The following is a 17,567-nucleotide window of genomic DNA, read 5'->3' as shown; positions in this document are numbered from 1 at the left end:
TTACTCGGCGTCCGGCGTGAAAGGCGTCAGCGGGGCTTCATCATTATCGGCCAACAGGATTTGCACCCGTTGCTCGGCCTGTTGCAACTTCACCTGACCCTGACGCGCCAGCTGTACGCCGCGCTCAAACTCATTCAGCGCATCTTCCAGCGGCAAGTCACCGTTTTCGAGACGGGACACAATCTGCTCAAGTTCAGTCAGTGCGTTTTCAAAAGTGGCTGGCGCTTCATTTTTCTTTGGCATAGTGAATGTTTGACTCTCAATATTTTCAGCCCCGTCATGGTAACGGACTTAGGGCAATTATCAAATAACGCGCAATGTGCACAGGAGCCGCGCGATGGTGGTATACTTGCGCACCTGGATGCAGCCGCGGGTATGGGCTGCTGTACTATTTTCCATTACAAGCCTTTACAGGCTTGCCAACGAACCATTGCCGCCATGAAGTTTATCATTAAATTGTTCCCGGAAATCACCATCAAAAGCCAATCTGTGCGTTTGCGCTTTATAAAAATTCTGACCGGGAATATTCGTAACGTTCTGAAGCATTATGACGAGACGCTTGCCGTTGTTCGTCACTGGGATCACATCGAAGTTCGCGCCAAAGACGAGGACCAACGTCCGGTCATTCGCGATGCGCTGACCCGTATTCCCGGTATTCACCATATTCTGGAAGTGGAAGATGTGCCGTTCACTTCTATGCATGACATCTTCGAGCAAACGCTGCCGTTGTGGCGCGAACAGCTGGAAGGCAAATCGTTTTGCGTGCGTGTTAAGCGCCGGGGTAAACACGATTTTACCTCCATTGACGTTGAGCGTTATGTCGGCGGTGGGCTGAATCAGCACATCGAAACCGCGCGCGTGAAGCTGACTAACCCGGATATCACGGTGCTTCTGGAGATCGAAAACGATCGTCTGCTGCTGGTAAAAGGCCGCTATGAAGGTATCGGCGGTTTCCCAATCGGCACACAGGAAGACGTGCTGTCGCTGATTTCCGGTGGTTTCGATTCCGGTGTTTCCAGCTACATGCTGATGCGTCGCGGTTGTCGCGTGCATTACTGCTTCTTCAACCTTGGCGGCGCTGCGCATGAAATCGGCGTCCGTCAGGTGGCGCATTATCTGTGGAATCGCTTTGGCAGTTCGCACCGCGTGCGTTTCGTGGCGATCAACTTCGAACCGGTTGTGGGCGAAATCCTCGAGAAAGTCGACGACGGCCAAATGGGCGTGGTGCTGAAACGCATGATGGTGCGTGCGGCTTCTCAGGTTGCTGAACGCTACGGCGTGCAGGCGCTGGTGACCGGCGAAGCGCTGGGCCAGGTTTCCAGCCAGACGCTGACCAACCTGCGTTTGATCGACAACGTTTCCGATACCCTGATCCTGCGTCCGCTGATTTCTCACGACAAAGAGCACATCATCGATTTGGCGCGTGAAATCGGCACTGAAGATTTTGCCCGTACCATGCCGGAATACTGTGGCGTGATTTCGAAGAGCCCAACCGTGAAAGCGGTGAAGGCGAAAATCGAAGCGGAAGAGCAGAACTTTGATTTCGCGATCCTCGACAAAGTGGTGGCGGAAGCCAACAATGTCGATATCCGCGACATTGCGCAGCAAACTCAGCAGGACGTGGTTGAAGTCGAAACGGTGTCCGGTTTCACCGCGACTGACGTTATTCTTGATATTCGTTCCATCGATGAACAGGATGACAAACCGCTCAAACTCGACGGTGTGGAAGTGGCGTCGCTGCCGTTCTACAAATTGAGCACGCAGTTTGGCGATCTCGACCAGAGCAAAACTTATTTGCTGTGGTGTGAACGCGGCGTGATGAGCCGCTTGCAGGCGCTCTATTTGCGCGAGCAAGGCTTCGCTAATGTGAAGGTTTATCGTCCGGATTAAACAGTAGCATCGTGAAACTGCCGGGCGGCACGCTGTTTGCCCGGCCTACAAGCGGCAGGAATGTGTAGGCCGGGTAAGCGCAACGCCACCCGGCGATTTTCTGGGAACCGAATGCAAAAAACACACAAATACATTGAGATTAAGGAACGCTTAAAGGGCGATATCCTCAATCAACTCTACAAAAAAGGTGAAAGCATTCCCTCTGAACGCGAACTGGCAGGCCTTTACGGCGTGACTCGCGTGACGGTGCAAAAAGCGATGGATAACCTGGTACAGGAAGGGTTTATCGAGCGCATTCACGGCAAAGGGATGTTCGTGCTGAAAAACAGCGCCACCAACGTCTACCTTCTCAATAACGAAACCAGCGACAGCATTCTTGGCTTTTCCCGTGAATTTCAGGGAAGAGTGAAAGTCAGCAGCCAGCTTCTGACGTTCAACGTGATTCAGGCTGATGCGACACTTGCGCAGCATCTGGAAATCACCGCCGGAGATAACGTCTGGTTTATCCGTCGTATTCGTTTGCTCGATGGGAATCCTGTACTGGTGGAAGACAGTAATATTCCGCAAAGCGTTATCGACACCATTCCCGAAAATATTCTCAAAGAAGGCTCGTTGTACGGCTATATCGAAGCGTTCACTGGGAAGAAAATCAAAGATGCTGACTCGATTATCGAAGCCGCGTTATTTGATGATGAGCTTGCGCCATTGCTGGATATTGCCAGCGGGCAGCCGATGCTGAAAATTACCGAAGTGACCCGTCTTGCCGATAAAACAGCGTTTAACTACTCGATCAGTTACAACCGGGCTGACATCTTCCGGGTCAAAAACCTGCGAATCGAACGCTAGCAGGCGCAAAAAATAGCGCCTGCCAGATCCCCTTTACAGCGCGCTTGCCGCTGCGTTATCCACGTATAAAGCTGCCTGTGGCACAGTTTTCACCAGCGTCGAAGGAATGTCGACCGTCGCAGGGTGATTCACCGTTTGCGCAACAATCGCTGATTTTTTCTCACCGCTTGCCATCACCACAATATTTTTCGCTGCCAGCAAGGTTTTCAGCCCTAGCGAAATACCCTGTTTGACCTCACGCGGTGTATCAAAATACTTCACTGAAACCGCCTGAGTGACGGCGTCCAAATCGACAACGTGGCAGGTGTTTTCCAGCGAAACGCCCGGTTCGTTAAAACCAATATGCCCGTTCATACCGATGCCTAATACGACGCAGTCGATCGGCCCATGCCTGTCTATATAACGATCGACACGCTGGCATTCTGCTTTCGGGTCGCTGGTCAGCCCATCGAAAAAGCAAATTTGCTCATCGCGCAGGGGGAGTTTGTCGAAAAAGTGATGCCAGACCATTTCACGACAGCTGCCTTTATCGGCTTTGCCGAGGCCCAGCCATTCATCGATCCCTAAAAATTGGGTGCGTGAGAAATCTACGTGGCCCTGCTTTTGTGCATCAACGAGTGCTGCAAATACGCCGAGAGGCGTGTCACCACCCGCAATACAGATGAGCGCGTCAGGTTTGGTTTTCACGCAATCAATGACGTTTTGCGCCACCGCCTGACAAAGCTGCGGGTAATTCGGGGAAATATAAGTCTTCATGGCTGCTCCTTAGCTTTTTGAGTGATATTGCGGCAAATAGCGCTGATTCACTTCCAAATATTCATCAAGAATTTTTTCCGCAAGCGTCGCCGAAGGCACCAGTGGGTTGATGGTTAACGCCATCAGCGCGGTGCTGTAATCACCGGTCATCGCCGCTTCAACGGTCAGTTCTTCATAGGCTTTTACGCTCTGGATCAGCCCACGAATTTTGACCGGTAAACGGCCGTAAGCCAGCGGATGAGCGCCACTGCGATCGATAACCGCGTTGGTTTCCAGCGTGACATGATCGGGCAGATCCGGCGTCGCACCGTTGTTGACGGTGTTGACCACATGGATTTCTTTCTTGTCGTTATAAATGGAACTGATGATCGAGCAGGCAGTATCGGAGTACCAGGCCCCGCCGCGCTTTTCCAGTTCTTTCGGTTTATGGGAAAGATGCGGATCCTGATAAAGCTCAAAAAGACGGTGCTCAATTTCACGGGTTTGTTCGCCGCGCGTCCCTTTGGTGCTGGCATCTTTCAGTGCCGCATCCACCATTTCGCGGGTCAGGAAGAAGTACTTTAAATAGGAGATCGGGTACATGTGCAGCGCTTTGGCGAAGCGCGAAGAAAAGCCGATATCCGGGATGTTTTTCAATGAGTTGCTGGCGCTGCCCTGAGCCAGTTTTGCCATGAAATCATCCGTGTAGTCTTCGCCTTTAATGAAAATTTGGTCGGCAAATATCAGATGGTTCAGCCCCATAATGCGGGCATAAACGTCCTTTTTCTCCACGTCGTAGGCTTTGGCGATATCCATCAACATGCTATTAGCGCCGCTGCAAATACCGATGCTCTTGATATTTGAATGACGGGTGATGGCTTCGGTCACGATGCCTGCCGGGTTGGTGAAGTTAATCAGCCACGCATCCGGGCAATATTTTTCCATATCGCGGCAGATATCCATCAACACTGGAATGGTGCGCTGGGCTTTCATAAAGCCGCCGGGGCCGGTGGTTTCCTGGCCGAGTACGCCGTATTTTAACGGGATTTTTTCGTCATTAATGCGCGCGTCCAGGAAACCGACACGCAGTTGCGTCGTTACGAAATCAGCGTCTTTCAGCGCTTCGGCGCGATCGAGCGTCAAATGTATGTTCATTGGCACACCGGCTTCTTTCACCATGCGCTGCGCCAGCTTGCCGACAATCTCGAGCTTCTCTTTGCCTTCTTCGATATCGAGCAGGTAGTAATCCGTGACCGGAAGCTCATCGTAACGTTTGATAAAGCCATCAATCAGTTCCGGGGTATAGCTTGAGCCACCGCCAATGGTGACAATTTTGAGCTTTTTCATCAGAGTTCCTTTTTACAATGCAGAGTCAGTGTTCAGGACGGATTCGTTTTCGTGCGTTTCTTCCAGGCGTTCTTTGTTCAGTTGCTGGCGTTCCAGCAATTTAAAGAACGGGAAGTAGATCGCGACAGAAATGACGACGGTACAGACGGACCAGATCACCGCCGGAATATTGCCGCCGGTCACAAACCAGGCGGCGAGAATAGGGGGCATGGTCCACGGAATTTGCAGCACCGGACGACCAATAATGTCGAAGTACATCAGGCCGTAGGTGGAGATGCACAGCAGCATCGGGGTCAGCGTGAAGGGGATCATCAGCAGCGGGTTGAAGACGATGGGGCAGCCGAATATCACCGGTTCATTAATACAAAATACGGCAGACGGCAGTGACAGTTTGCCGACAGATTTATACATTTTGCTGCGTGAACGCAGCATCGCCAAAACCAGGCCGAGCGTGGCACCCGTGCCGCCGATACACATAAAGACGATGTAAAAACCGTCGGCGGTGATATGCGGGATCGGCTGGTGGTTTAAATAAGCCTGTGTATTTTCGGCGATGTATTTCAGGAAGATGGGGCTGGTGATGCCGGAAAGCACATTGTCACCGTGAATACCGCAGCACCAGAGCAAAGAAATCAGGAATATCAGCACCAGCATGCCCGGCAGCGAACCGAGACCGCTGACCAGCGGGCTGAGGACTTGTGTGAAAAATTCATTAATATCAAAGCCGAGCATCACTCTGACAAACCACACCAGCGTAATCGCCACCGCCGCAGGCACCAGGCTTGCGAAAGACTGTGCCACCGCGGGCGGCACGCCTTCAGGCAGCTTTATGACGATCTCACGGCCAATAAACCAACGAATAATATGCACCGTGATGACCGCCAGAATAATGGCGGAAAAAAGACCCGCTGCGCCGAGGTTATCCACGTTGAGCTGATATTTATCATTGAGTTGCGCGAGCAGGAACACGACCAACGTGACGGCACTACAGGTTATGGCGTTGAGCTTATATTCCTTCGCCAGGTTGTAGCTGATACCTACGGCTGATATGAGGCCGATCGCGCCAAAGGTGACAGCCACCGGGGCGCTGATTTTATCGGCCCACGGCCCTAGCCACTCACTCCAGCCAGGAATAGGGAGATTGGCGATGATCAGGAAAAGGCTGCCGGTGATGGTGAACGGCAATGTCAGGGCGATACCGTTACGCACCGCCACCAGAATTTTGTTTTCGCCTATCCGGATTAGGACAGGCACGACCTTGCTCTCAATAAATGTAATCACGGGCGACTCCTCTCAATGAGGTTTTTATTCCCCCTGGTGGGTGAAGTCAGGAGGGTTTATTTAACTGGTATAGTCCAGTTGAGCTCGAGTTTTTCACGCTTCTTTCTGGCTGTCAACGCCACCTAAAACACCCGCGCCAGATGTTAACTAGATGAAATATCTAGATTTATACCGAGAAAATTCAGGGGGGGCATCAGCACAAAAGATGAGATCTGTGAGCGTTGGCACGTAATGGTGTCCCGTGTGGACGATCTTGATAAATTCCGAAAAGAACGGTTTCTGAAGCCCACTCGTAAATCCTAATTCATTGTCTTTACGAGAATTACTGCCGGGAATATAACGTCATTGCCTCGCAGCAGGGTTGTGTGTGATAAACAAAAAAGTTTATATTCGAAGGGTGATGGAGATGAAGCAAAGGGAATTTCGTCAGTGGCTGGCAAGAAATGGCGCTTCGTTTGTCGAAGGTACGAACCATCTCAAAATTTACCTGGGTGGACGCCAGTCGGTGATGCCTAGGCATCCTGGGAAAGAACTGAACGAAAAATTGCGTAAGGCAATCGTGAAGCAACTCAATCTGTGCGAGGAGTAAAAATGAAATACAGAGTGGTGATTGAGAAAGATGAGATTGAAGGGGGCTGGTTTGCTTCATTTCCGCAAATTCCTGAGGCGCTGACTTGCGGTGATACGCGTGAAGAAGCGTTGATGATGGCGGAAGATGCGCTGGTGACCGCGCTGGATTTTTATTTTGAAGACGAACGGTCGATTCCGATCCCTCCCGTGTTAAACGTACATGACGATTTTATTCAGCTGCCTGCCAGCGTAACGGCAAAAGTGCTGCTGTTGAACGCGATGCTAAAGAGCGGAACCAGTCAGGCGGAACTGGCGCGTAAACTATGTACCCGCCCGCAGGAAGTGACCCGCATCGTCAAACTGGATCACGCAACCAAAATTGACACCATCGCGGATGCGTTGTCCGCGTTGGGTTTGCAACTGGTGCTTTCAGTGGTGAAAGGGCCATAGTTGGCCCCTTGCGTTACTCGTAGAAGTTGTAAATACCCGCCGGGAGCACCAACTGAGAAGCCACTTCATAGGCTTTTTCGCGGCTGACCAGCAGGTCGATAATTTTTAACCCAAAATCGATGCTGGTGCCTGGGCCCTGACTGGTGAGCAGGTTCACTCGCGGATCCCAGACTACACGTTTGTCCTGCCACTGATCTTCCGGAATCTTCTCTTTCAACGCCGGGAATCCGGTCATGTTGCCGATAGGGAAAATCTCGTGTGGCGCGAGAACTGTTCCCGCTGCGGCACAAATAGCGGCAACGATACGCCCTGAGCGGTGAAACTGTTTTACCGTTTCCACTAACAGTGCGCTGTCGCGGAAATATTCGGCCCCTTTCAGACCGCCAGGCAGAATAATGATGTCGAAATCGCCGTCGGCAACTTGCACGAGCGGTGCGTCAGCCAGCAGTTTAACCCCGCGTGAACAGGTGATGGCTAACTCGCCGTCGCTGGCGACACTGGCGGTCGTGACCTTGATCCCGCCGCGAACCAGCAGATCGATGGTGGTCACCGCTTCCATTTCTTCACTCCCAGGGGCGAGACAAACCAGCGCTGATGCGCTCATACGTGTTCTCCTTACGTTTAATTTGTTCAAACAGGCGGGCATTTTCCGGCACGGCAATCCCGTGTGCGCGGGCGCGTTTGAGCAGGTAGCCGCTGATATAGTCGATTTCAGTTTGACGTTGGGCGCGAACGTCCTGAAGCATCGAAGAGATATTGCTGGCGGTGCTGTCGATGACCTGCCAGATATACGCCAGCAAATCTTCCGGGCTGGAGTGATGACCTTCGCGTTGCATTACGGCGGCGACTTCTGCGCTCACCAGCGTGACTTCTCCAGGATGGTCGCGCAATTGTCCGTTCGGGCAATCATAAAGTGCAGTGAGCGGGTTGATCACGCAGTTCACCGCCAGTTTGCGCCAGCTGGCGTTGCCGATATCGTTATGCCATGCGACATCCGGTAGCGCGGCATGGAATGTATCTGCAAGAAAACTGTACTCCTGGGCCATCGTGTTGGCAGGGCCGATGTGTGTCATTCCGTTTGCCGAATGAATAATCAAGTTACCGTCACGGCGGGCAGCTTGCGTGGTCATTCCGAGCAGCAACGGCTGTTTTAACGCATGCAACTCGTCTAGCGTCCCCATACCGTTATGCATTAGCAGAATCGGGCAAGTGGGCGACAACATGCTGACCAGATTTTTCACCGCTGTTGAAACCTGCCAGGCTTTCAGCGTGACCAGCAATACATCACTGTTGGCGAGGACATCGGGATCGTTGGCGGTGAACAGCTCGTTGAAAATGCTGCCGTCAGTTTCTTGCAGATTCACACTGCACCAGGGGGCAGGTACACGTAGCCAGCCCTGAACTTCATGGCCTTGCCGGTGCAGTGCGGTCAGCCATAATTGTCCAAGAGCGCCGCATCCAAGCACGGTTATCTTCATCGTTCCTCCTTACCTGCTGCGCGATCGGGCGTTATGTTACTATTATAGCGCCGACGGCACGTCCGCAGTCACGGGATAACAGGTTGTGTTCTCTGACGTTGCGGGTATTATGCAACGCAACAAAAAGAGAGGGAGAATAAAACATGCCATCTTTCGATATTGTCTCTGAAGTTGATCTTCAGGAAGCCAAAAACGCGGTCGATAATGCGGCCCGTGAAGTAGAGTCACGTTTTGACTTCCGTGGCGTAGAAGCGTCTATTGAGCTGAACGAAAAGAACCAAAGCATTAAGGTTCTGAGCGAGTCCGATTTCCAGGTCAATCAGCTGCTTGATATCCTGCGCGCCAAACTGCTCAAACGTGGCATTGAGGGGAGTTCCATCGAAGTGCCGGAAGAGTTTGTCCACAGCGGCAAAACCTGGTTCGTCGAAGGAAAGCTGAAAACCGGCATTGAAAGTACTGTGCAGAAGAAACTGGTTAAGCTGATTAAAGACAGCAAACTGAAAGTGCAGGCGCAGATTCAGGGCGAAGAAATTCGCATTACCGGTAAATCTCGCGACGATCTGCAGGCCGTTATGGCGCTGGTTCGTGGTGGCGATTTGGGCCAGCCTTTCCAGTTCAAAAACTTCCGCGATTAATAAAAAACCACCTGTTAAAGGTGGTTTCGTAAGTAGCCGAAAGCGGGATTTTCCCGCTTTTTTTTACGCCGGTAACATGGCTTGTTCAACCTCAAAACGGTTCGTCACTTTGCTGTCGATTTTTACATAGGCAGAGCGTTCAGCGGCAATCACCAGCACTTCTTTCACGCCCTCTTTCGCCAGCAGGCGTGCTTTCAGATTTTCATCGGCTTCAACATCGTCCGGAATGGTGACGCGAAGGCTGCTGACGTAAGCCGGTTCTTGCATGGTGATCGCCACCAACAGCCACACGGTTGCCAGTAATGCGCCCATCAAAAATACGGTTTGGGAATCGAAATACCCGTCAAGCCAGCCACCCAGCGAGCCGCCGATGGCGACGCCAAGGAACTGGCTGGTGGAGTAAATACCCATCGCCGTGCCTTTATATCCCGCCGGGGATTCTTTGCTGATAAGTGAAGGCAGCAACGCTTCCATCAGGTTAAACGCGAGGAAGAACAGCTGTACGCCCGCCACTAATTCCCAGAAGTAAGCGCCCGAACCCCAAAGCACGATTTCGGCAATCAAAATGATCACGATGCACACCTGAAACACCTGCTTCATGCGGCGCTTCACTTCGGCGTAGATAATGAATGGCACGACGGAGACAAACGAAATGACCATCGTCACCAGATAGATTTTCCAGTGTTCCGCCGCCGGGAAACCTGCAGCTTCCAGTTGGCCGGGCAGGGCGACAAATGTCGACATCAACAGAATATGCAAACACATGATGCCGAAATTCAGTTTCAGCAGTTTCGGCTCCATCAGCACTTTGCTGAAACAGCCTTTGACCATCCCGGATTCACGGTTGAGCACATGGTTGTCGCTATTTGGAACCACCCAAATCGTCAGCAAAATGCCGAGCGTCGCCAGGCCGGAGATCATCCAGAACAGCGCGTGCAGGCCAAGTTTATGCGTGACGATAGGGCCGAGCACCATCGCGATAGCAAAAGTGACGCCGAAGCTCACGCCGATAAACGCCATCGCTTTGGTACGATTCTGCTCACGGGTAAGGTCAGACAAAAGCGCCATCACGGCGGCGGCGATTGCGCCGGAGCCTTGTAACGCGCGACCAAGAATAATGCCCCAAATGGAGTACGAGAGCGCGGCAATCACGCTTCCGAGGACAAATATCAGTAATCCGCCGACAATCAGCGGTTTTCGGCCAATACGGTCTGAAAGCAGGCCAAAAGGGATCTGAAATATCGCCTGCGCCAGGCCATAAATACCAATAGCTAAACCAATCAGCGCTTCGCTGGCACCTTGCAATGCCATGCCGTAAGTGGTCAGAACGGGAAGAACCATAAACATGCCGAGCATGCGCAGAGAGAATACGGTCCCTAAACCCCAGGTCGCGCGCAATTCGCCTGGCGTCATCTTAAAATCGTTCATTTCAACCTCGGGTTAAAAGCAGCGCTTAGTGTAAGGCCAGGGGAGGGCAGGGTAAACAAGCGGTTGTTTAACAAATATTACATCGAGATGCATTGATAATACGAATAAAAAAGGGTGCCGAAGCACCCTTTTGTCGTTCAGGCATGACTTACCAAACGTAAGCCAGCAGCGGGTGAGAATCTGGCACCATAAAGTCGACTGACATCATCACCGACAGCGAGGTGATAGCAACGATAGAGAACACGAACAGCTTACGCGCCCAGACTCTGTCATCTGCCACTTTGTACCCACGCAGCGCCATCCCAAGCCACCAGACGCTAACGGCGGCGGCGACGATCAGGTATTTGTAACCTGCATAGCCGCCCAACGTCAGCATCAGCGTAGCGACAGCAAAAGCGATGATATAGAGCGTGATGTGGTTTTTGGCAACGGAAATTCCTTTCACAACCGGCAGAACCGGAATGTTTGCCGCCTGATAATCCTTAAAGCGGAAAATCGCGATGGCATAGGAATGCGGCATCTGCCACAGGCTGAAAATCGCCAGCAGAATGGCCGCACCACTGTCAAAGTTGCCGGTCACGGCGCAGTAGCCAATCACGGGCGGCGCAGCGCCCGAGAGTGAGCCAATCAGCGTACCGTAGACGGAATGGCGCTTCATATACAGGCTGTAAACGCCCACATAAACCACGAAGCCCATCACGCCCAGCCAGCAGGCCAGCGGGTTAGCGCCGAACCACAGGAGCATAAAGCCAGCAATACCCAACAAAGTGGCATACACCAGCGAAACGTTCGCAGAAATCAGGCCTTTGACCAGCACCCGATTCTTGGTTCGTTCCATCTTCTTGTCGATATCCCTGTCGATGTAGTTGTTAAACACACATCCGGATGCAACGACCAGCGACACGCCAACCAGGGTATAAACAAACAGCGGATAGTCAATGTTGCCTTTAGAAGCCAACAGGAAACCGCCGATGACCGAGATCAGGTTACCGAAGATGATGCCGGGTTTTGTAACTTGCAGGTATTGCTTAAACATACTCGCCGCTCTTATCGAACCATCATGTTGTAGTTAAGGTTCCACATAATCCAGATTGAACCTATCACCACAATCGCAATGATTAGCACAGTAAAGACAAAGGCTGTCAGATTCCAGCCCTCATCAGACTTGGAGTTCATGTGCAGGAAGCACACCAGATGCACCAGAATCTGTACTACCGCTGCTACCAGAACGCAGCCAATCAGGACTACGTGAGACGCAGAGCCGTTCATCACCATCCAGAACGGGATGAGCGTCAGGATGATCGACAGGATAAATCCTGTCATGTAGGTTTTCACGCTACCGTGGGAAGCGCCGTGATCAGTTGAATGACTCATTACATCGCCCCCATCAGATAGACTACAGAGAACACGCAGATCCACACCACATCCAGGAAGTGCCAGAACAGACTCAGGCACAGGATACGGGTGCGGTTGGTAGGTGTCAGACCGCGACGGTTAATCTGGAACATCAGCACTGCCATCCAGATAAGACCTGACGTCACGTGCAGACCGTGGGTGCCAACCAGCGCGAAGAACGCCGACAGGAAGCCGCTGCGATCCGGACCCATACCTTCCATGATCAGGTGATGGAATTCATAGATTTCCATCCCGATGAACCCTGCACCGAACAGCCAGGTCAGCGCGAGCCAGGAAACAACCTGGCTCTTGTTGTTCTTATACATGGCGATAGCTGCCATGCCATAAGTGATGGAGCTGAACAACAGCAGGGCGGTTTCAACCAGAACGAACGGCAGTTCGAAAATGTCTTTACCTGCCGGGCCACCAGCAGTGTTGTTAACCAACACCGCGTAGGTCGCGAACAGAATAGAGAACAGAATACAGTCGCTCATCAGGTAGATCCAGAAGCCGAAGACTTTCATCGGCCCTGCATCGTGGTGCCCATGTTCGTGCGCATGGGCTTGCGCGTTAGTCAGAGTATCAGTTGCCATTTTTCAGCCCTGCCTTAGTGACTTCATCGAAATGCTGATTTTCCAGTTTTTCGATTTCTGCAACAGGCACGTAGTAATCCACGTCCTCGTCGAAGCTTTTAACAATCCAGCTGATAACGATGCCAAGGAAACCAACAATCGCCATCCACCAGATATGCCAGATCATGGCAAAACCGAAGATCGTCGCGAAGGCAGCAATCACGATGCCTGCACCGCTGTTTTTCGGCATATGGATTTCTTCATAGCCAGCTGGTTTCTTGTACGCTTCGCCTTTCTCTTTCATTTCCCAGAACGCATCACGCTCATGAATGTGCGGCACGTGGGCAAAGTTATAGAACGGCGCAGGAGAAGAAGTAGACCACTCCAGCGTACGGCCACCCCATGGGTCACCGGTCAGATCACGGTTCTGCTCGCGGTCGCGAATAGACACGTAGTACTGAATCAGCTGACATGCGATACCGCAGGCAATCAGCGCCGCACCGCAGGCAGCCACAACCAGCATTGGATGGAACTGCGGGTCAATCTGCTGGCTCAGGCGACGGGTCATGCCCATGAAGCCCAGCACGTACAGCGGCATAAATGCAACGAAGAAGCCGATGATCCAGAACCAGAATGCGCGGATGCCCCAGGTTTCGTTCAGCGTGAAGCCGAACGCTTTTGGCCACCAGTAGGTGATCCCTGCGAAGCAACCGAACACCACACCACCGATAATAACGTTATGGAAGTGAGCAATCAGGAACAGGCTGTTGTGCAGCACGAAGTCCGCGCCCGGCACCGCCAGCAGAACACCGGTCATACCGCCGACCGAGAAGGTCACGATAAAGCCGATAGTCCACAGCATCGCGGAGTGGAACACGATACGACCCTGGTACATGGTGAACAGCCAGTTGAAGATCTTAACCCCGGTAGGGATCGCGATAATCATGGTGGCAATACCGAAGAAGGCGTTTACGTTCGCGCCAGCACCCATGGTGAAGAAGTGGTGCAGCCAAACAATAAACGACAGAACGGTAATACACACGGTTGCCCATACCAGAGAGGTGTAACCAAACAGACGCTTGCGCGAGAAGGTTGCAGCCACTTCGGAGAACACGCCGAACACCGGCAGAACCAGAATGTACACTTCCGGATGGCCCCAGGCCCAGATCAGGTTGATGTACATCATCATGTTGCCGCCCATTTCGTTAGTGAAGAAATGGGTACCCAAATAGCGGTCAAGGGTCAGCAAAGCGATGGTGACAGTCAGGATCGGGAATGAAGCAATAATCAGGACGTTTGCGCACAGAGATGCCCAGGTAAATACCGGCATCTTGAACATGGTCATGCCAGGCGCACGCATCTTGATAATGGTCACAAAGAAGTTAATACCGGTCAGCGTAGTACCAATACCGGAGAGCTGAAGCGCCCAAATCCAGTAATCGACCCCGACGCCGGGACTGTACTCAATGCCTGATAGCGGCGGATAAGCCAGCCAGCCAGTCTGCGCGAATTCGCCCACACCCAGTGACAGGTTAACCAGGATCACACCAACGACGGTGAACCAGAAGCTGAGGTTGTTCAGGAACGGGAACGCAACGTCGCGTGCGCCGATCTGTAAAGGAACAACCACGTTCATCAGGCCGATAACCAGCGGCATCGCCACGAAGAAGATCATGATAACGCCGTGGGCGGTAAAGATCTGATCGTAGTGATGAGGAGGCAGGAAGCCCGCTTCCCCCGCAGAGGCCAGGACCTGCTGGCTACGCATCATGATGGCGTCAGCAAAGCCACGAATCAGCATGACAATACCGACGATGCAGTACATCACGCCCAGTTTTTTGTGGTCGACCGAAGTCAGCCACTCTTTCCACAGGTAGGTCCACTTACCGAAGTAAGTGATAAGGCCCAGTAAGGCCGCCCCACCGATGATAATGGCAGCCACCGTAACCACGATAATAGGTTCGTGGTAGGGCACTGCATCCAGTGTCAATTTTCCGAACATCGTTTCTTCCTCGGCCCCTTAATGAGCGGTTTCCGCATGACTCATGTCCATGCCTTCCATCCCTTCGTGTGAGGCGTGCTCACCGGCAGGTTGGCTCATGTCCATGTGACCGTGACCCATGTATTTGCTAATAACATCTTTAAACAAATCAGGTTTCACGTTGGAGAAGTATTCCACCTTGTTGTACTCGCTCGGTGCAGCCAGTTTCTCGTAGGCGGCCATGTCAGACATGGTGCTCTGAGACTGTTTCACCTTCGCGACCCACTGGTCAAACCCAGCGCGATCAGGTGTTGCAATGGCTTTGAACTTCATACCTGAGAAGCCCTGACCACTGTAGCTGGCGGAGATACCGTCGTAGGTGCCTGCTTCGTTCGCGATCAGGTGCAGGTTAGTCTGCATACCGGCCATCGCGTAGATTTGGCTACCCAAACGCGGGATAAAGAACGAGTTCATCACGGAATTGGAGGTGACTTTGAACTGAACCGGAACGTTCGCCGGGAAAGCGATTTCGTTAACGGTCGCAATGCCCTGCTCCGGGTAGATGAAGAACCATTTCCAGTCCATAGAAACGACTTCGATGGTAATCGGTTTTTCGTCATGGGCCAGCGGTTTGCTAGGCTCAAGCGCGTGAGTGGTTTTCCAGGTCAGCACGGCAAGGAACAGGATGATAAGGATAGGCACCGTCCAGACCACAGCTTCCACTTTATTGGAGTGTGACCAGTTAGGGCTATACTTCGCATCTTTGTTGCTCGCGCGGTATTTCCAGGCGAAACCAACAGCCATCAAGATGGCGGGAATGACGACGATTAACATCAGGCCAAATGCCGTCAGTATCAGCGAACGTTGCTCCAGTCCAATCTGTCCTTTGGGGTCAAGTAGCGCAGAATCACAGCCGCTGAGTAATACAGTGCCTGCAATTAATGACAACCATCCCAAACTTTTATTGTATTTCCTGAGTCTCATGTAACGACCTCAATTCCACGGGATTTGGTGGCGTTTAAAGTGTGGGGGCATTTTACGGGAAGGTTACATTACTGTAAACATGATTGGAGAAGTGTCTTTCGGGTGTTACCGGGTTCTGCCGGGGCTGTCACAGATGTTGCCGATTGTGTCTAAAATCCAGGCGGATAGCGCATAATGCCTGTTTTATAACAAAAGGAGGTGGAATTAATGTCTTTGACTGATTGTGGGTATAACTAGCGTTAAAAGCATACAAATAATTAACAATTAAGTATCAATAAACTGACATTGCAAAAACAAAAAAATAATCGAACTTAAGCTGAATCGGTTAAGGAAATATGCCGAAATTTAAAAAGCGTCAGTAATTTCCTAAAATTAATAGCGCACAAAATAACAATCGGAAAAAATGAATGAATTATTGCCGTTATAATTACCGACAGTAACTACAACGACAAATAACGTTTATTTATTGTTCAGGTCAGGTGCGTTTTCCGCAAAGCTATTGCATCAAGAATACCGCCCAGAACGATGCCCAGGATGGCAATCAGAGCACCGATTTCCAGCAGGCCTGTCAGGAACGAGAAGGCCGTCAAATCCAACGCATTCATGATAAGCAGCAGAAGCCAGACGCCGAGGATAAGACAGCCAATAGCCAGGATCCGCAGCGCAACAGAATACAGTTGAGTGAATTCTGTACGTGGCATAAAACTTTCACTGCGCCAGGTATATTCCAGCGTTTGCCGACAGAGCAGCAGCAGCAAAATACCCGGGATGGCGGCGAACACGGAAAACAGATAGAACGTCGGCCAGCCGTGGGCTTCGACAAACCAACCGGCAATCGGGCCAACATACACGCGCCCAACAGCAGAAAGCGCCGAGAGCAGGGCAAACTGTGTTGCAGAGAACGATTTGTTGCATAGCGTCATCAATAAGGCGACGAACGCCGAGGTGCCCATTCCGCCACACAAGTTTTCGAAGAAAACAGCCGCACCCATGCTGAGCATGTGTTTGTCTGTAATCGACAGCAGCCAGTAACCCGCGTTTGATGCGCCCTGTAAAATGCCGAAAATCAGCAGCGCCCGGAACAGCGATAAACGCTGCATCAGTACCCCGCCATACAGCGCGCCGAGAATGGTGGCAAACAACCCGAGGGTTTTATTCATCACACCCACTTCGCCGGCATCAAACCCAACACCGCGTATCAGGAACGTGGTGGTCAGGCTCAGGGCAAACGCATCTCCAAGCTTATAGAGGACAATCAACAGCAGGATCAGCCAGGCGTTATTCCGACCAAAGAAATCACGCAGTGGTTCGGCGACAGCTTGTTCAAGCGTTTTGGGTGCCGGAATAATGTCGCTGGGTTCCGGTGCCATTAATGTTGCGATGATGCAGGGCACCATCAGTGCTGCCATCAGCCAGTACATGGCCTGCCAGCCGAGCCATTGATCTGCCAGCCACAGCGCCAATCCACCAGAAACCAGCATTGCCAGGCGGTAACCCAACACGCTGATAGCCGCGCCAGTACCCCGTTCCTCTGGAGGAAGAATGTCGGTTTTCCACGCATCAAAAACAATGTCTTGCGACGCAGAGCAGAAGGCGATAATAACGGCGAGCCCTGCCATCCAGCGTAACTGGCTTGAGGGTTCCAGGAATCCCATTGCCGCAATAGAGAGCAATAACAGCACCTGAGTGGTCAACAGCCAGCCACGACGACGCCCTAAAAACGGCGGCGTGTAGCGGTCCATCATCGGCGACCAAAGGAATTTAAACACATAGGCCTGACCGACAAGGGAAAAGAAACCGATGGTTTTAAGGTCAATATTCTCGACCGTCATCCATGCTTGTAACGTGCCGGACGTCAGTGCCAGAGGTAAACCGGAGGCGAAGCCGAGGATCAGCAGGATGGCTGATTTAGGTTGCTGGAAAAAGCGGAAGTAATAATTAGGCATGGGGTTAAATAACTGACCCGGCACGGGGC

Annotated in this window: 18 protein-coding genes; 5 read left to right on the top strand and 13 right to left on the bottom strand. The window is 52.0% G+C overall.

Annotation, left to right across the window (positions count from 1 at the left end; genetic code table 11):
* Positions 1-243, bottom strand: coding sequence for an exodeoxyribonuclease VII small subunit (gene xseB, locus VH187_RS17310; RefSeq protein ID WP_329702698.1), 243 nt, complete (start codon positions 241-243; stop codon positions 1-3).
* Between the two features lie 195 nt (positions 244-438).
* Between xseB and thiI the strand changes: the two genes are divergently transcribed.
* Together thiI and VH187_RS17300 are read left to right on the top strand one after the other, a co-directional pair.
* Positions 439-1,890 carry a tRNA uracil 4-sulfurtransferase ThiI gene (gene thiI / locus VH187_RS17305; protein ID WP_329702697.1) on the top strand — a complete coding sequence of 484 codons (1,452 nt, stop codon included), beginning with the start codon at positions 439-441 and terminating at the stop codon, positions 1,888-1,890.
* Positions 1,891-2,001: 111 nt separating this feature from the next.
* Entirely contained in the window at positions 2,002-2,736 is a 735-nt protein-coding gene (locus VH187_RS17300; RefSeq protein ID WP_329702696.1) for a GntR family transcriptional regulator, read from the top strand.
* A gap of 33 nt (positions 2,737-2,769) precedes the next feature.
* Here the strand turns inward: VH187_RS17300 and VH187_RS17295 are convergent, their stop codons facing one another.
* The 3 genes from VH187_RS17295 to VH187_RS17285 are packed head-to-tail and all read right to left on the bottom strand — an operon-like array spanning position 2,770 to position 6,099.
* Positions 2,770-3,492, bottom strand: coding sequence for a glucosamine-6-phosphate deaminase (locus tag VH187_RS17295; protein ID WP_329702695.1), 723 nt, complete (start codon positions 3,490-3,492; stop codon positions 2,770-2,772).
* 9 nt (positions 3,493-3,501) lie between these two features.
* Positions 3,502-4,818, bottom strand: coding sequence for a 6-phospho-beta-glucosidase (locus VH187_RS17290; RefSeq protein WP_329702694.1), 1,317 nt, complete (start codon positions 4,816-4,818; stop codon positions 3,502-3,504).
* A gap of 12 nt (positions 4,819-4,830) precedes the next feature.
* A complete protein-coding gene (locus VH187_RS17285; protein WP_329702693.1) occupies positions 4,831-6,099 on the bottom strand; it encodes a PTS sugar transporter subunit IIC in 1,269 nt (422 codons plus the stop codon).
* A gap of 406 nt (positions 6,100-6,505) precedes the next feature.
* Here VH187_RS17285 and VH187_RS17280 point away from each other — a divergent pair, with 406 nt between their 5' ends.
* Both VH187_RS17280 and VH187_RS17275 read left to right on the top strand, forming a co-directional pair.
* Entirely contained in the window at positions 6,506-6,688 is a 183-nt protein-coding gene (locus VH187_RS17280) for a type II toxin-antitoxin system HicA family toxin (RefSeq protein ID WP_329702692.1), read from the top strand.
* Positions 6,689-6,690: 2 nt separating this feature from the next.
* Positions 6,691-7,119: a type II toxin-antitoxin system HicB family antitoxin gene (locus tag VH187_RS17275; RefSeq protein ID WP_329702691.1), complete on the top strand. Its 429-nt coding sequence runs from the start codon at positions 6,691-6,693 to the stop codon at positions 7,117-7,119.
* 13 nt (positions 7,120-7,132) lie between these two features.
* Here VH187_RS17275 and yajL read toward each other — a convergent pair whose 3' ends face one another.
* Both yajL and panE read right to left on the bottom strand, forming a co-directional pair.
* A complete protein-coding gene (gene yajL / locus VH187_RS17270; RefSeq protein ID WP_329702690.1) occupies positions 7,133-7,723 on the bottom strand; it encodes a protein deglycase YajL in 591 nt (196 codons plus the stop codon).
* On the bottom strand, positions 7,683-8,597 hold the full coding sequence (gene panE / locus VH187_RS17265; protein WP_329702689.1) for a 2-dehydropantoate 2-reductase: 915 nt from the start codon (positions 8,595-8,597) through the stop codon (positions 7,683-7,685). Before panE ends, yajL begins: the two co-directional genes overlap by 41 nt.
* A 143-nt stretch (positions 8,598-8,740) precedes the next feature.
* Between panE and VH187_RS17260 the strand changes: the two genes are divergently transcribed.
* Entirely contained in the window at positions 8,741-9,232 is a 492-nt protein-coding gene (locus VH187_RS17260) for a YajQ family cyclic di-GMP-binding protein (RefSeq protein ID WP_329702688.1), read from the top strand.
* 63 nt (positions 9,233-9,295) lie between these two features.
* On the opposite strand, the gene VH187_RS17255 is transcribed toward VH187_RS17260, so the two are convergent.
* The 7 genes from VH187_RS17255 to ampG all read right to left on the bottom strand — a co-directional run bounded on the left by VH187_RS17255 (position 9,296) and on the right by ampG (position 17,538).
* Complete coding sequence (locus VH187_RS17255) at positions 9,296-10,660, bottom strand: MFS transporter (RefSeq protein ID WP_329702687.1); 1,365 nt, start codon at positions 10,658-10,660, stop codon at positions 9,296-9,298.
* A gap of 148 nt (positions 10,661-10,808) precedes the next feature.
* Entirely contained in the window at positions 10,809-11,696 is an 888-nt protein-coding gene (gene cyoE, locus VH187_RS17250) for a heme o synthase (RefSeq protein ID WP_329702686.1), read from the bottom strand.
* 11 nt (positions 11,697-11,707) lie between these two features.
* On the bottom strand, positions 11,708-12,034 hold the full coding sequence (locus VH187_RS17245) for a cytochrome o ubiquinol oxidase subunit IV (RefSeq protein ID WP_329702685.1): 327 nt from the start codon (positions 12,032-12,034) through the stop codon (positions 11,708-11,710).
* Positions 12,034-12,648: a cytochrome o ubiquinol oxidase subunit III gene (locus VH187_RS17240; RefSeq protein ID WP_329702684.1), complete on the bottom strand. Its 615-nt coding sequence runs from the start codon at positions 12,646-12,648 to the stop codon at positions 12,034-12,036. Before VH187_RS17240 ends, VH187_RS17245 begins: the two co-directional genes overlap by 1 nt.
* Positions 12,638-14,629: a cytochrome o ubiquinol oxidase subunit I gene (gene cyoB, locus VH187_RS17235; RefSeq protein ID WP_329702683.1), complete on the bottom strand. Its 1,992-nt coding sequence runs from the start codon at positions 14,627-14,629 to the stop codon at positions 12,638-12,640. Before cyoB ends, VH187_RS17240 begins: the two co-directional genes overlap by 11 nt.
* A gap of 18 nt (positions 14,630-14,647) precedes the next feature.
* Positions 14,648-15,592 (bottom strand): cytochrome o ubiquinol oxidase subunit II, encoded by a 945-nt coding sequence (gene cyoA / locus VH187_RS17230; RefSeq protein WP_329702682.1) that lies wholly within the window; start codon positions 15,590-15,592, stop codon positions 14,648-14,650.
* A 470-nt stretch (positions 15,593-16,062) separates the two neighbouring features.
* The gene (ampG, locus tag VH187_RS17225; protein ID WP_329702681.1) at positions 16,063-17,538 is read right to left on the bottom strand and encodes a muropeptide MFS transporter AmpG; all 1,476 of its coding nucleotides are present in this window, start codon (positions 17,536-17,538) and stop codon (positions 16,063-16,065) included.
* Positions 17,539-17,567 lie beyond the last annotated feature (29 nt).

The sequence above is a fragment of the Scandinavium sp. genome (assembly GCF_036271055.1).
Lineage (GTDB): Bacteria > Pseudomonadota > Gammaproteobacteria > Enterobacterales > Enterobacteriaceae > Scandinavium.
Note: the sequence above shows the minus strand (reverse complement) of the source record. Positions and strands in the feature narration are given on the sequence as shown.